The following is a 14,022-nucleotide window of genomic DNA, read 5'->3' as shown; positions in this document are numbered from 1 at the left end:
CTTTGATTTCAGTACGTCAAGAGCAAGGTCGATCATGATGAATAAACTGAAGTCATTATTATCTTGGGTTAAATCGGGCTCTCCGTGGATCTGGCTAACGGGTGGGGCGGTGAGCATAAGTATGCTTTCTGTTCTTGGTCTAATGCTGCTGATTGGTTGGAAGGGCTTAACCTATTTTTGGCCCGCACCTTTGTACCAATGGCAAGTTGATTCCAAAGACTTATCGCTAGTGGTCGATCTTGACGAAACCGTATCAAAACAAGATGTATTGGTTGGTCAGTTATATGAACGAAAATACATCCCGATAGAGCAAGTTCCACAAGTCCATGATCTCTTGTCACCTCAAAATTTGTCGACTGGGCTAATGCAGCGCTTAAGCATCAAAGTTGCCAACAGAGAACTGTACCCTGCGGACTTTGTTTCTATTCTGGATGTTAACTTACGTGAACCCACCACCCCGCTTGATTGGGTTGTGATTGAACGAAGTCGAGGTGGCTACTTCTTTGGTAAGCCGGTGGGTTTTAAAACTGCTTCTGGCACTTTTGACTCGAACATAGACCAAAAGCTCGAACAAGGTTTGGCGTTCGCTGATACGTTACGTAAAGAAACGTCGCGTGTTGTGAACCAAGAAATACGCAATATCAGCTGGCAATTGGAAAACCTGCGCTTAGAAAAGCGTAAGCTTGAACTCAATGAGTCAGTGAGCGATGAATACCTTACAACCTATACTCAAACTAAACTGGAATTAAATCGCCAGTTGGATGAAGCCGAAGTTAAGCTTGAGCACCTTAGAACGCAGCTTAATGTCGAAAGCTTGCTGGTTGAGGATATGACAGGCGAGCTGGTCGAGATCTCGCTAAGTCACATTCTGGATTATTGGTACCCGAATAATATGTCTTACCTAGAAAAGGTTGGGCACTGGGGCAAACAAGTTTGGAAGTTCTTATCAGAGAATCCGCGAGACTCAAACTCTGAAGGCGGTGTGTTTCCTGCTATTTTTGGCACAGTACTGTTGGTTATTCTCATGTCGATCGTCGTGATGCCTCTTGGGGTAGTCGCTGCGATATATCTTCATGAATACGCAAAAAACAACGCACTAACACGTTTAATTCGTATCGCCGTGATTAACTTGGCGGGTGTACCGTCGATTGTGTATGGCGTTTTTGGTTTAGGCTTTTTCGTCTATACCATTGGTGGCTCGATTGATACGTTGTTCTATGCAGAGCGATTGCCAGCACCGACATTTGGTACGCCGGGTCTACTTTGGTCAGCACTAACCTTAGCGGTCTTGACGCTTCCAGTCGTTATCGTAACCACTGAAGAGGGCTTAACGCGCATTCCTAGTGCAGTGAGGCACGGTTCATTAGCGCTTGGTGCGACTCAATTTGAGACGCTTTGGCGCATTGTTTTACCGATGGCAAGCCCAGCGATTATCACTGGTTTAATTTTGGCAATCGCGAGAGCCGCGGGGGAAGTTGCACCACTTATGCTGGTGGGTGTTGTTAAATTGGCATCTAGCTTGCCAGTCGATGGTCAGTTTCCGTATTTACACTTAGATAGAAAGTTCATGCATTTAGGCTTTCATATCTATGATGTTGGTTTTCAAACCTCTAATATCGAAGCGGCACGACCTTTAGTGTATGCGACTTCATTTTTATTGGTTACGGTGATTGTTGGGTTGAACTTAACAGCCATCAATATCCGTAATAACTTGCGTGAAAAATACCGAACCTTAGGACAAGATTAGATGTTCTCGATTAATGAAACCTTGGGTTACCAAGCACCACTTGATGTTCACAATCTGAAGGATGAGCAAATTGCTATCTCGATCGAAGGGCTAAATCTTTACTATAAAGAGAGCCAAGCACTTGATGATATCTCGATGCAGATCCCGAAGGGGCAGGTGACGGCGTTTATCGGCCCTTCTGGGTGTGGTAAGTCGACTCTGCTGCGCTGCATTAATCGCATGAACGATCTTGTTGAAGGCTGTAAGGTTTCCGGGAAAGTGAAGCTTCATGGCAAGAACGTCTATCACCCTAAGGTGGATGTTGCGACCTTACGACGCCGTGTGGGTATGGTATTCCAGCGTCCAAACCCTTTTCCTAAATCTATCTATGAGAATGTGGTTTATGGCTTGAGGCTACAAGGCGTTAGCAACAGCCGAGACCTTGATGATGCGGTTGAACGCTCTCTGCGCGCTGCTGCGTTATGGGATGAAGTGAAAGATCGGTTGCATGAGAATGCTTTTGGTTTATCTGGCGGTCAACAGCAGCGTTTGGTTATCGCTCGTGCGGTTGCGATTGAGCCTGAAGTGCTGTTGTTAGATGAGCCGACATCGGCACTCGATCCGATTTCTACTTTGACGATTGAAGAGTTGATCAACGATCTAAAAACGCAATACACAGTGGTGATTGTTACCCACAACATGCAACAAGCCGCGCGTGTAAGTGACCATACTGCATTTATTCATATGGGAAAATTGATCGAGTACTCAGATACGGACTCAATTTTTACGTCTCCATTGAAAAACCAGACGGAAGACTACATTACTGGTAGATATGGCTAACCTCTACAAAGGTGTCATCTAGAGCTAAGTCACTCTACAAAAATGGCTTTCTTCATTTCTTTCAAGGAGCAAGTATGCATTTCGGTCGCCACATTTCAGGGCAATTCAATGTCGAGTTAGAGTCGATCCGTACTCATGTATTGACCATGGGCGGGTTAGTGGAGCAGCAACTCTCGTTTGCAATGCAGGCGCTTCATAAAGACGATGTTGAATTGGCTAAAAAAGTGATTCGTGATGACCATAAAGTTAATGCGATGGAAGTGTCGATTGATGAGGCGTGTACTCGAATTATTGCAAAGCGTCAGCCGACAGCGAAAGATCTGCGTTTGATTATGGCGATCATCAAAACGATTACCGATCTGGAACGTATTGGCGATGTTGCTTCTAAAATTGCGCAAGGTGCTATTGAGATCCCTTCAACCAAAGAGCAGAAATTCCATGTTTCGTTAGAGCCCCTTTGCCGTCAGGCAATCACCATGCTTCACCAAGTATTAGATGCTTTTGCTCGTATGGATGTTGATGCAGCAGCAGAAGTTCACAAGCTTGATGATAAGTTGGATGCGGAGTACGAGGCCGTTATTCGTCAGTTAATGACCTATATGATGGAAGATCCTAAGAACATTCCCAATATTTTGCAGGTGATGTGGTCAGCTCGTGCGATCGAGCGAGTCGGAGACCGCTGCCAGAATATCTGCGAATACATTATTTACTTTGTGAAGGGTAAAGATGTACGTCACCTCGGCGATCAAAGCCTTGATGACGCACTAAAATAGCGTTTATCTTTAGAAGCTAATAATGGCACCAAGATTGAAATTGACCGTTGTGTCGTAAGGCACAAAGGTTTTGTTGTGATCAAAAATATTCATATCAACACCAGCACGTAATCCAAGCATTGGTGTCGCTTGGTAAACGTAGGCACCACCGAGGCTTATACCATGTGTTGTTTTCTCTTCTACTTCGCCTGAGCGCGTTTTTGTACCGTCATAACTTGCCACACCAATCTCAGCCTGAAAGCCGTGGATTTGGTTTCTTCCAAACATGTTTTGTATACCAACACGATACGCATCAACCGTTTCGTCATATCGATCGCTGTCATACCAAAGGTGAGAATAGCTAAGGTAAACGGCACCTAAATTTGCCACATCGGTGATGCCCGCCTGCATTCCGAAGCCATGATAAGAGCCAATTTTTAGTTCCGGGGATAAATGAAGAGCACTTGCTGAAACGGAAGTAGAAAGGGTAGATAGTAAAAGCAGGGAAGTTTTTATCTTCATAAAAATACCTAAAGCAATTAACCGTCCGTGGCTGCAATGAATTTTGATTTGAGAATTGTTCAAAAGTGAGTCAACTTTGATGAGGTGTTAAAACCCAGCAATTGACTGATTGTAAAAAACCAGCTTAGACGCTGGCTTTTTCAATCTATTAGAAGCGGTAACCGACAGTCCATGAGAATGTGTCGTAATCTACGTCATCGTAGCTCGCGAATTCAAAGCGCATGTCGGTGTATAGGTGTGGCCCGAATTCAGCTCGACCACCTAGGCCAACAACGAAGCTGGTATCGTTGTATGATTCAGTCCACTTCTTGTCTAGGATGCTAATTGAATTATCTTCACTTTGACGAGCTAGGCCCAGAACACCATAAGGTTTCAAAGAGAAGCCATCTAATTCAAATTTATAACCGATATCAGCATCAACTTGGAATTTGTAACCATCGATCTCGGCTTTTATACCTTCAACGTTTTCGTCATCGCTATTCGTTGCGTAAGAAACGTTGATACCTACGATACGGTTAAATTCATAACCATATTCAAGTTTGATACCGTTACCCCAATCAACTGTGTCATCGGTTAGCCAATCGTCTACTTGAGTTTGGTTGTAACCGATACCCACACGGTGTTGGCTGTCAAAGTTGTTTGCAAGAACTGGAACAGAAAGTAGTGAAGCTGAAATTAGGGTAGTAAGTGCAATTTTCATATTAGTCTCTATTTAGGGTTAACTTAACTGCACGATCCTTCGTAGTTCAGTATCCGTTTTGATAGGGCTAATATTAAACAGTGTTTTATTTTTAGGCTAAGTAGTATTTTGTATAATTGTAATAAGCACTACTTATTAATCTGTTCGTTTAGTGCTTGCTGAACAACATCGCAGAGCCACATATGAAGAGGGCTATTACGATTCTTTGTATGGATATGGCTATATACTCCAACCATTTTTAGTTCGCTCGCGATGTCAATATCAATAGCTCTCAGGTTGGGATAGTTATGGATAGAAAAGAGGTTGGAATGTGGCATGTACATATCAGAATTAAGCAGAACATCAACAAGAGCTGATACCATTTCAGAACGAAATCCAACGCGATGAGGAATCGAGTGGGTTTCTAATATTCGTGAAGCTTGACTAAAGTTATCGTTCCACCCTGGTGATATTAGTGATGCAATCTCATAGCCAGCCAAATCTTGTGGGGTGACAATTGATTTTTTTACTGGATGGTCTTTTCTTACAAATAGCCGTCCATCAAGCTCAACGAGCTTTTGAATATAAATTTCTTTTGAGACATTAGGTAGTTGATAAGCAACGCCTAAAAAGATCTTTCCTTTTTGTATGTCTTCAACTGAGGATGTTGTCCAGCTAGTTAATTCTAACTCACAGTTTGGAGCTTGATGCTTGATGATTTTGTAGAGAACCCCTGATAAACATGATAATACCGCGGGGGACAACGCAATTTTTATTGGGTTGTCAATTTGCTTTGGGTCAAAGGTATTTGAGGAGTTAATTGCGGTTTTCAAACCATCTAAATGAGGTGAGATTTCATTCGCTAGCTCTTCGCTAAATGCGGTGGCTTGTAAGCCACCATGAACTTTAACGAAAAGGTCATCGTTGAAGTGGTGTCTTAGCTTTTGCAGGGCTTGGCTAACCGCTGGCTGAGAAACGAATAAACGCTCCGCAGCCTTTCTGGTGTTTTGTTCTTGATAAACAATCAGAAATGTTCGTAACAGGTTTAAATCAAGAGAGCTGAATAAGTCTTTAGCCATATCTATCCATGAAAATTTTCTGCGCTATTAAATCTAATATACGTCAGTCAGTTAGATTAGTCAGCGAGGTTCTCTGGATTTATGCTGGCGATTATTGCCCTAAGCGGTGAGGGCGGCTCTCACATCAGATATCTTACTCGCATCTGTCACTGGGATCTGATAATCATCAATATCATCATTGCCCATTTGAGCACTCGAGTTGTTTTCCATTAGGCTCGGTCTTGTTGATTTACCTGAAAGGTGAAGAGCAGGTACTTGGGTAGCGCTTTGAATCATTTTAGCATTCGCAGCGTTAACGCCAGCCCCCGCCATGATATCAATTCGTCCATCGGCTTGTTTGACCATTGCAGCCAATACATCGATACCTTGCTCAGCATTAGCAGCAAGCCCTGATGTCAGGACTCTTTCGCATCCAAGTGTAATGATTTGTTCTAATGCTGCTTGGAAATCAGAGCTTTGATCGATGGCTCTGTGGAAGGTAATCCCAAGCTTTAACGAGTGCGCTTTGTCAGCCAGTTGTTGCATTTTTGGCATATCGATACTTCCGTTCGGCGCTAACACACCAAGTACGACCCCATCCAATCCTGCATTTGCACAAGCTTCAATATCTTCAAGCATACAGAGCATATCGTCGTTATTGAAAATGAAATCGCCTTGTCTTGGTCTTATCATAGCGTAGACAGGAACGGACGAAATTATTGCCGCTTGCTTCATCATTCCGAAGCTTGGAGTTAATCCGCCAAGTGCCAATGAAGAGCAAAGCTCAATTCGATTCGCGCCACCAGATAGTGCGTTATGAAGAGATTCTAAGTTATCGATACAGACTTCAATTTCGGTGTTCATCTTGTTTATCCGTTCAAAAAGATACTGATGAAATAATAGCAATCTAGATACGGACATGAATAGGTTGTAGCGGAGGAAAATAGAGGTAAAGTTTGGGTTTAGAACTACCTCAATTATGTATATAAGAAACAGTCTAGGGAGAAAACAAAAAGCCCGAAGCGTTAACTTCGGGCTTTTAATAGGACTTTACTTCTTAACTGATTGGCGGTGCGCTTTGCGCTATTAGCTTATGCTTTATGTCTCTTTATAGAGAGTCTTCCAACCATTAACCCGCGTTGAGTTCGGGCTTAAGAGATAATTACTTGCTTAGGTCGTCAGCGTGCTCAGATAGGAATGCTGCAACACCTTTTGGAGATGCGTCCATACCTGATTTACCTTCTTCCCATTGTGCAGGACAAACTTCACCGTTCTTCTCGTGGAAGTTTAGTGCGTCTACCATGCGTAGCATTTCGTCGATGTTACGACCTAGTGGAAGATCGTTAACTACTTGGTGACGTACAAGACCGTCAGCGTCGATTAGGAAAGAACCACGGAAAGCAACGCCTGCTTCTGGGTGCTCAACATCGTATGCTTTGCAGATCTCGTGCTTAACGTCAGCAATTAGAGGGTATTTAACTTGACCGATACCGCCGTCAGCGATAGCAGTATTACGCCATGCGTTGTGAGAGAATTGTGAATCGATAGAAACACCGATTACTTCAACGCCTTTAGCTTGGAAATCTTCTAGACGGTTGTCGAAAGCGATTAGCTCTGAAGGACAAACGAAAGTGAAGTCTAGTGGGTAGAAGAAAACTACAGCTTTCTTACCTTTAGTGAATTCTGCGAAGTTGAAGTTATCAACGATCTCACCGTTACCTAGAACAGCTGCTGCAGTAAAGTCAGGGGCTTGACGACCTACTAGTACCATTTTGGAATCTCCTAAAAAATTAGTTGGCCCAACACATCTTTGTTTGGGCTCCGTTTCTACGCGACAAACTATAGTACAATCGGTACTATAGAAAAAAGCGAATTAAATAGATTAAGTTAATCGAAAAAAGCGATAAGCTTATTCTTTGTCCTGTCCTTAGGTCTTATGACCTTTACGTAACTTATCCTACTCATATTACAAAGTAATTTCATGAATAAATGGCCAAGTCTTAAGCAACTTCACTATCTTGTTACTCTTCACGAAACTCGTCATTTCAGTGATGCCGCTGATCGCTGTTTCGTCAGTCAATCTACGTTAAGTAAAGGCATTCAAAACCTAGAGGAACTCATTGGTTGCCCGCTTTATGAGAAGAAAGATAAAAAGAGCCCGCTGGTTTTCACGCAAGCAGGTGAGCTGGTGGTCAAGCACGGTCGAGAGCTATTGGCGAAAGGGCAAGATCTTGTCGAACTTGGAAATCTATGTAATGGAGACGCGATGCAAGGGCAGCTAAGAGTCGGGTGTATCCCTACCATTGCGCCATTCCTTCTGTGTGATTTGGTACAAGAGGCCAACCAACGCTTTCCTCAGCTTAATTTATTGTTACGTGAAGACACAACAACCAACCTATTGGCTGCGCTGCGTCATGGAGACTTAGATGTACTGATTCTGGCTCTGCCTGTCGATATCGACAATATGGAAAGCCAAGTTGTTGGGCAAGACCCTTTCCGTATGGTGATAAGTCGCAATCAAGCTGACGGTATTCGTGTTCCGATTAAATACGATGACCTGCCCGACGAATCTGTATTCTTGTTGGAGAACGAGCACTGTTTAACAGAGCATGCTGTGTCGGCTTGTAAGTTAACGGATAAAGAGAAGATAAATCCGTTCACAGCGACGAGCCTTCACACATTGGTTCAAATGGTCGCGAATGGTTTAGGTACTACCTTTATTCCTCAGATGGCGATCGACCACGGTTTATTGGAAAACCAGAATCTTGTTGTGATCGATCCTCCTGGTCAACAGGCCTACCGAGATATTGGCCTTGTCTGGCGACCAAGCTCTTCGCGTCGTGAGACATTCCATCAATTAGCGGATGTGGTATCTGAGCTTCTATAATAATCCGCTTCGACAACAATCCCTCTGAGCGGCTGAATTGGCCGCTCTTCATATCACTTCCGATCGTTACTCTACTTCCACTTCTTCTGGCTCGACTTCTTCTTGCAGCTCCAGCAAATTGATCGCTATCGTGACAAAATCGCTGTCTGTAATAATGCCTACTAGTTCGTGGTTTTCTACGACAGGTAAACAGCCCACTTTGTGTTTCTGCATATAGATAGCCGATTCTTTTAATCCTGCACGTGGCTCTACCGACATAACACTTTTGTGCATGATGTCGTTGAGGGGAGTGGCAAGAGTAAAAGATTGAGCTTGTGGGATGTTTTGTAGGCTGGATTCTTGAGCGGCTAGAACGTCTCGTTGTGTGACGACACCTAATAGATGCCTATCGGAATCAACGACCGGTATATGGCGGATATCAAGCGCTTCCATCATGTGCTTAGCATCGGCCAGTGAGTGTGAGCGCAATAGGGTATGAGGGTTGCGAGTCATCATATCTTCAACCTTGATCATACGAACCTCCTTCTTTTTTATTTGTTGCTATTACTATAGTTTTTTATCCAAAAAATAACTGAGATCTGACGCATTCTTGGGTGAGTTTTATGCAACTAATTCTTTAGTTTGAGGAGGTGAATCAGTCGCATTATTTTACGCCTCTTTACAATAATCCAGTGCTGTAAACCTTGCTATTGCGGCTCGTGTGCCTATACTAGCCCACTGCGAAATTTTTAGTCGTGTTTGCGATGTGTTTCTGGTGACGATTGACTTACCGTAACGATTATCCAGCAACTACGATTTATGATTCGTCAACGGCACAAATCTCATCAACTAAGACAAGACTAGACAAATGCAAGTTTCAGATTTTCACTTTGACCTACCAGATGAACTCATTGCTCGCTACCCTCAAGAGGAGCGCACAGCAAGCCGCCTGCTTAAATTAGATGGCAACAGCGGTAACCTAGCTGATGGTTCGTTTAAAGACGTTTTAGACTTGGTTGAGCCAGGCGATCTTGTTGTTTTCAATAACACTCGAGTGATTCCAGCTCGTGTATTTGGTCGCAAGGCATCAGGCGGTAAGCTTGAAGTGCTGGTTGAGCGTATGCTTGATGAGAAAAGCATTCTTGCGCATGTTCGTTGTTCTAAATCACCAAAGCCGGGTACTAAGTTGTTCCTTGGTGAGAACGATGAATATGAAGCTGAAATGGTGGCGCGTCACGATGCGTTATTCGAAATCCATTTCACATCCGATCAAAGCGTTTTAGAGATTCTTAACAGTGTTGGTCACATGCCACTGCCTCCTTACATCGATCGTCCTGATGAAGATGCAGATAAAGAGCGCTACCAGACTGTCTATAATGAAAAGCCGGGTGCGGTTGCAGCGCCAACAGCAGGCCTTCACTTTGATGACAAGCTAATGGCTGACATGAAAGAAAAAGGTGTTGAGTTTGCTTACGTGACGCTTCACGTTGGTGCTGGTACGTTCCAGCCAGTAAAAGTAGATAACATCAATGATCACTACATGCATGCTGAGTACGTTGAAGTACCGCAAGAAGTGGTTGACGCCGTAGCTGCAGCAAAAGCTCGTGGCGGCCGTGTTATTGCTGTTGGTACAACATCAGTACGCTCACTAGAAAGTGCAGCGCAAGATGCATTGAAGAAAGGCACCGAGCTCGTTCCTTTCTTTGGTGATACAGAAATCTTCATCTTCCCTGGCTATGAATACCAGTTGGTGGATTGCTTGATTACCAACTTCCACTTGCCAGAATCAACACTGATTATGTTGGTGAGTGCATTTGCTGGCTACGATAATGTGATGAACGCATACGATCACGCCGTGAAGAGCGAATACCGTTTCTTCAGCTACGGCGATGCTATGTTCATCAATAAGAAAACGAGCTAATTTAAGCAGGTTTAAGCGATACAAAAATTTACGGGTGCTAGCAGTAAGCTAGGAGTCGGGCAGGGTGTCTGTCTAATCTCTCGCAAGGAATACGCGACCGCTCCTCATAGAACCCACTAGACTGAACTTTTGTTTGGCCTAAGGTTCTGAATTAACAGTCAGATTGTTTCTCTGGCATATTGGAGGCTTCGTGAAATTAAAATACGAACTTAAAAAAACTAATAGCGGCGCACGTCGTGGTCAACTTCAGTTTGAACGCGGTACCGTTGAAACCCCAGCATTCATGCCTGTAGGTACTTACGGTACTGTTAAAGGTATGACACCTGAAGAAGTAAAAGACACAGGTGCTGAAATCCTATTAGGTAACACATTCCACCTATGGCTACGTCCTGGTCAAGAAATCATGAAAATGCACGGTGACCTGCACGATTTCATGAACTGGCACGGTCCTATCCTGACTGATTCAGGCGGCTTTCAAGTATTCAGCCTAGGTGCAATGCGTAAAATCACTGAAGAGGGTGTTCATTTCCGTAACCCTGTAAACGGTGACAAGATCTTCATGGACGCTGAGAAGTCTATGGAAATCCAAAAAGATTTAGGTTCAGACATCGTAATGATCTTCGATGAGTGTACGCCTTACCCTGCGACACACAAAGAAGCAAAAGACTCAATGGAGATGTCTCTTCGTTGGGCTGAGCGTTCACGTAACCACTTCGACAAACTTGAAAACCCGAACTCACTGTTCGGTATCGTTCAAGGTGGCGTGTACGAAGACCTTCGTGATGTATCCGTTAAAGGCCTAACAGAAATTGGTTTTGACGGTTACGCAGTAGGTGGCCTAGCAGTAGGCGAACCAAAAGAAGATATGCACCGCATTCTTGAGCACACATGTCCTCAACTGCCAGAAGATAAGCCACGTTACCTAATGGGCGTAGGCAAACCGGAAGACTTGGTTGAAGGTGTTCGCCGTGGTATCGACATGTTTGACTGTGTAATGCCAACGCGAAATGCACGTAACGGCCACCTGTTTGTGACTGAAGGTGTGATCAAGATCCGTAATGCGAAGCATAAAACCGATACAACACCACTAGATTCAGAGTGTGACTGTTACACTTGTAAGAACTACAGCAAGTCGTACTTACACCATTTGGATCGTTGTAACGAAATCCTAGGTGCTCGACTGAACACGATTCATAACCTGCGTTTCTACCAACGAGTAATGTCAGACATTCGTCAGTCTATCGATGAAGACCGCTTTGAAGAGTTCGTTGCAGAGTTCTACGCAAGAATGGGGCGTGAAGTGCCACCACTAGGTAAAGAATCTTAGTATTTCTTTTTTGCGAGCCCTATCTCTCTTCCGAGTGATGGGGCTTGAAAATAAAGGGATGCGACCCAATTAGACAAACAATTACGAAAATATAAATAGAGGATGTTTTAAATGTTTATTTCTCAAGCTCACGCAGCAGCAGAAGGTGCACCAGCAGGCGGCGGTTTCGAAATGCTTATCATGCTAGGTATGTTCGCTGTGATCTTCTACTTCATGATCTACCGTCCACAAGCTAAGCGTGTTAAAGAGCACAAGAACCTTATGTCTTCTATGGGCAAAGGTGATGAAGTTCTTACAAGCGGCGGCCTAATTGGCAAGATCACTAAGATTGCAGAAGACAGCGACTACGTTGCTATCGAACTGAATGCAAACAACGAAGTAGTTATCAAGAAAGACTTCGTTACAGCAGTGCTACCAAAAGGTACTCTGAAATCTCTATAAACAGCTAGAGGATCCTCGCTGTGCTAAACCGTTACCCGTTATGGAAGTACCTGATGGTGGTGTTTACTATCGCCATCGCTGCGTTGTACGCACTTCCGAATATATACGGTGAAGATCCGGCAGTTCAAGTTACAGGGGCGCGCGGCGCCTCTGTAGATATGTCTACGCTGGATGCTGTCACCAATGCTCTTGAAGCTGAAAACCTTTCTACTAAATCCGTTGCTCTAGAAAACGGTTCCATTCTTGTTCGCTTTAACGATACAGACTCTCAAATTAGTGCTCGTGATGTCATCACTGAAGCATTAGATGAAGACGTAATCGTTGCTTTAAACTTAGCTGCTTCAACTCCTGATTGGCTTGAATCTATTGGTGCTGCACCAATGAAGCTTGGTCTTGACCTACGTGGTGGTGTTCACTTCTTGATGGAAGTGGATATGGACGCTGCGATGCAAAAGCTGGTTGGCCAACAAGAAGAAGCGTTCCGTAGCGAACTTCGTGAAGAAAAAATCCGTTACCGTGCAATTCGCCCATCTGGTAAAGATGCGGTTGAAGTGATTCTACGTAACGCCGAGCAGCTTGCTGAAGCGAAATCGCTACTGCAATCTAAGCACCAAGACATGACGTTTGTAGATTCTGAATCTAATGGTCGTTTTTCTTTGGTTGCTAGCTTCACAGAGGCTCGTCTTCAAGAAATCCGCAACTATGCGGTAGAGCAAAACATTACCATTCTACGTAACCGTGTTAACGAACTTGGTGTTGCTGAACCTTTGGTTCAACGTCAAGGCTCTAGCCGTATCGTAGTGGAATTGCCTGGTGTTCAAGACACGGCTCGCGCTAAAGAAATTCTTGGTGCTACCGCGACGCTTGAGTTCCGTGAAGTGGATAGCAGTGCTGACTTAGCCGCTGCCGCTTCTGGTCGTGCCCCTGCGGGTAGCGAAATCAAGCAAGATCGTGATGGTCGCCCTGTGGTACTTAAGAAGCGCGTTATCCTAGGCGGTTCAAGTATTACTGATGCAAGTTCAAGTGTTGATGAATATGGTCGTCCTCAAGTTAACATCTCGCTAGACAGCGAAGGTGGTAGCAAGATGTCTGCATTCTCTCGTCAGAATATCGGTAAGCTAATGGCAACGGTATTTGCAGAGTACAAAGACAGCGGTCGTAAAACACCGGAAGGTCGAGTTATCTTAAGTAAGCACGAAGAAGTGATTAACCAAGCGACGATTCAATCTGCGCTAGGCCGTAACTTCCGTATTACTGGTATTGACTCAACGGCTGAAGCTCATAACTTGGCACTTCTACTGCGTGCTGGTGCGTTGATTGCGCCTATCTCGATTGTAGAAGAACGTACGATTGGTCCATCTATGGGTCAGCAAAACATCGATATGGGTATCATGGCGATGGTTTGGGGTATGGCTGCTGTAATGCTGTTTACGCTGCTTTACTACCGTAGCTTTGGTCTGATTGCGAACGTTGCGCTAATGGCTAACTTGGTGTTGATTATCGGTATTATGTCGATGATTCCGGGGGCTACCATGACCCTACCGGGTATTGCCGGTATCGTATTAACGGTCGGTATGGCGGTTGATGCGAACGTTCTGATCTTTGAGCGTATACGTGAAGAGCTTCGAGATGGACGCAGTCCACAACAAGCGATTCACCAAGGTTACGCGAACGCATTCAGCACAATCGCCGATGCCAACATCACCACACTACTAACAGCAATCATTCTATTTGCTGTGGGTACGGGTGCTATCAAAGGCTTCGCGGTAACGCTGTCTATCGGTATCTTGACTTCAATGTTTACAGCTATTGTCGGAACACGTTGTATCGTGAACCTGATGTATGGCGGCAAACGCGTTAAAAAACTGTCGATCTAAGGCTAGGAATTAA

At 44.3% G+C, this 14,022-nt stretch carries 14 protein-coding genes; 8 read left to right on the top strand and 6 right to left on the bottom strand.

Translation table 11 applies throughout. The features are described from left to right. Positions 1–37 precede the first annotated feature (37 nt). The 3 genes from pstA (at position 38) to phoU (ending at position 3,339) form a co-directional block, all read left to right on the top strand. Entirely contained in the window at positions 38–1,747 is a 1,710-nt protein-coding gene (pstA, locus tag AB4384_RS03205; RefSeq protein ID WP_372128874.1) for a phosphate ABC transporter permease PstA, read from the top strand. After that, positions 1,748–2,566 carry a phosphate ABC transporter ATP-binding protein PstB gene (gene pstB, locus AB4384_RS03200; RefSeq protein ID WP_009848269.1) on the top strand — a complete coding sequence of 273 codons (819 nt, stop codon included), beginning with the start codon at positions 1,748–1,750 and terminating at the stop codon, positions 2,564–2,566. Positions 2,567–2,640: 74 nt separating this feature from the next. After that, entirely contained in the window at positions 2,641–3,339 is a 699-nt protein-coding gene (phoU, locus tag AB4384_RS03195; protein ID WP_009848270.1) for a phosphate signaling complex protein PhoU, read from the top strand. Between the two features lie 9 nt (positions 3,340–3,348). On the opposite strand, the gene AB4384_RS03190 is transcribed toward phoU, so the two are convergent. From AB4384_RS03190 to AB4384_RS03170, 5 genes are all read right to left on the bottom strand, one after another. After that, positions 3,349–3,840, bottom strand: a complete 492-nt coding sequence (locus AB4384_RS03190) for a hypothetical protein (protein ID WP_102320719.1) — start codon at positions 3,838–3,840, stop codon at positions 3,349–3,351. A gap of 148 nt (positions 3,841–3,988) precedes the next feature. Continuing rightward, the gene (locus AB4384_RS03185; RefSeq protein ID WP_050653343.1) at positions 3,989–4,540 is read right to left on the bottom strand and encodes a porin family protein; all 552 of its coding nucleotides are present in this window, start codon (positions 4,538–4,540) and stop codon (positions 3,989–3,991) included. A gap of 128 nt (positions 4,541–4,668) precedes the next feature. Then, on the bottom strand, positions 4,669–5,598 hold the full coding sequence (locus AB4384_RS03180; protein ID WP_102320718.1) for a LysR family transcriptional regulator: 930 nt from the start codon (positions 5,596–5,598) through the stop codon (positions 4,669–4,671). Positions 5,599–5,697: 99 nt separating this feature from the next. Then, positions 5,698–6,441, bottom strand: coding sequence for a copper homeostasis protein CutC (locus AB4384_RS03175; protein WP_102320717.1), 744 nt, complete (start codon positions 6,439–6,441; stop codon positions 5,698–5,700). 298 nt (positions 6,442–6,739) lie between these two features. Then, positions 6,740–7,348 (bottom strand): peroxiredoxin C, encoded by a 609-nt coding sequence (locus tag AB4384_RS03170; protein ID WP_017062526.1) that lies wholly within the window; start codon positions 7,346–7,348, stop codon positions 6,740–6,742. A 210-nt stretch (positions 7,349–7,558) separates the two neighbouring features. Here AB4384_RS03170 and AB4384_RS03165 point away from each other — a divergent pair, with 210 nt between their 5' ends. After that, entirely contained in the window at positions 7,559–8,464 is a 906-nt protein-coding gene (locus AB4384_RS03165; protein ID WP_017062525.1) for a hydrogen peroxide-inducible genes activator, read from the top strand. 66 nt (positions 8,465–8,530) lie between these two features. On the opposite strand, the gene AB4384_RS03160 is transcribed toward AB4384_RS03165, so the two are convergent. After that, positions 8,531–8,977 (bottom strand): CBS domain-containing protein, encoded by a 447-nt coding sequence (locus tag AB4384_RS03160; RefSeq protein WP_372128867.1) that lies wholly within the window; start codon positions 8,975–8,977, stop codon positions 8,531–8,533. 334 nt (positions 8,978–9,311) lie between these two features. Here AB4384_RS03160 and queA point away from each other — a divergent pair, with 334 nt between their 5' ends. The 4 genes from queA to secD all read left to right on the top strand — a co-directional run bounded on the left by queA (position 9,312) and on the right by secD (position 14,009). Continuing rightward, positions 9,312–10,364 (top strand): tRNA preQ1(34) S-adenosylmethionine ribosyltransferase-isomerase QueA, encoded by a 1,053-nt coding sequence (gene queA, locus AB4384_RS03155; RefSeq protein ID WP_372128866.1) that lies wholly within the window; start codon positions 9,312–9,314, stop codon positions 10,362–10,364. A gap of 190 nt (positions 10,365–10,554) precedes the next feature. Next, positions 10,555–11,691, top strand: coding sequence for a tRNA guanosine(34) transglycosylase Tgt (gene tgt / locus AB4384_RS03150; RefSeq protein ID WP_017056177.1), 1,137 nt, complete (start codon positions 10,555–10,557; stop codon positions 11,689–11,691). A 111-nt stretch (positions 11,692–11,802) separates the two neighbouring features. After that, on the top strand, positions 11,803–12,132 hold the full coding sequence (gene yajC, locus AB4384_RS03145; protein ID WP_010440492.1) for a preprotein translocase subunit YajC: 330 nt from the start codon (positions 11,803–11,805) through the stop codon (positions 12,130–12,132). Positions 12,133–12,152: 20 nt separating this feature from the next. Continuing rightward, entirely contained in the window at positions 12,153–14,009 is a 1,857-nt protein-coding gene (gene secD, locus AB4384_RS03140) for a protein translocase subunit SecD (protein ID WP_081324517.1), read from the top strand. The last annotated feature ends 13 nt before the right edge of the window (positions 14,010–14,022 follow it).

It is taken from the genome of Vibrio sp. 10N.261.51.A4 (assembly GCF_041471945.1).
GTDB lineage: Bacteria > Pseudomonadota > Gammaproteobacteria > Enterobacterales > Vibrionaceae > Vibrio > Vibrio crassostreae_C.
The sequence above is the reverse complement of the archived record's forward strand: the minus strand, read 5'-3'. Positions and strand labels throughout refer to the sequence as shown.

Bases quoted from the DNA above. Each gene is read 5' to 3' on its own strand.
- pstA (WP_372128874.1), top strand. From the start codon at position 38: ATGAATAAACTGAAGTCATTATTATCTTGGGTTAAATCGGGCTCTCCG.
- pstB (WP_009848269.1), top strand. From the start codon at position 1,748: ATGTTCTCGATTAATGAAACCTTGGGTTACCAAGCACCACTTGATGTT.
- phoU (WP_009848270.1), top strand. From the start codon at position 2,641: ATGCATTTCGGTCGCCACATTTCAGGGCAATTCAATGTCGAGTTAGAG.
- AB4384_RS03190 (WP_102320719.1), bottom strand. From the start codon at position 3,840: ATGAAGATAAAAACTTCCCTGCTTTTACTATCTACCCTTTCTACTTCC.
- AB4384_RS03185 (WP_050653343.1), bottom strand. From the start codon at position 4,540: ATGAAAATTGCACTTACTACCCTAATTTCAGCTTCACTACTTTCTGTT.
- AB4384_RS03180 (WP_102320718.1), bottom strand. From the start codon at position 5,598: ATGGCTAAAGACTTATTCAGCTCTCTTGATTTAAACCTGTTACGAACA.
- AB4384_RS03175 (WP_102320717.1), bottom strand. From the start codon at position 6,441: ATGAACACCGAAATTGAAGTCTGTATCGATAACTTAGAATCTCTTCAT.
- AB4384_RS03170 (WP_017062526.1), bottom strand. From the start codon at position 7,348: ATGGTACTAGTAGGTCGTCAAGCCCCTGACTTTACTGCAGCAGCTGTT.
- AB4384_RS03165 (WP_017062525.1), top strand. From the start codon at position 7,559: ATGAATAAATGGCCAAGTCTTAAGCAACTTCACTATCTTGTTACTCTT.
- AB4384_RS03160 (WP_372128867.1), bottom strand. From the start codon at position 8,977: ATGATCAAGGTTGAAGATATGATGACTCGCAACCCTCATACCCTATTG.
- queA (WP_372128866.1), top strand. From the start codon at position 9,312: ATGCAAGTTTCAGATTTTCACTTTGACCTACCAGATGAACTCATTGCT.
- yajC (WP_010440492.1), top strand. From the start codon at position 11,803: ATGTTTATTTCTCAAGCTCACGCAGCAGCAGAAGGTGCACCAGCAGGC.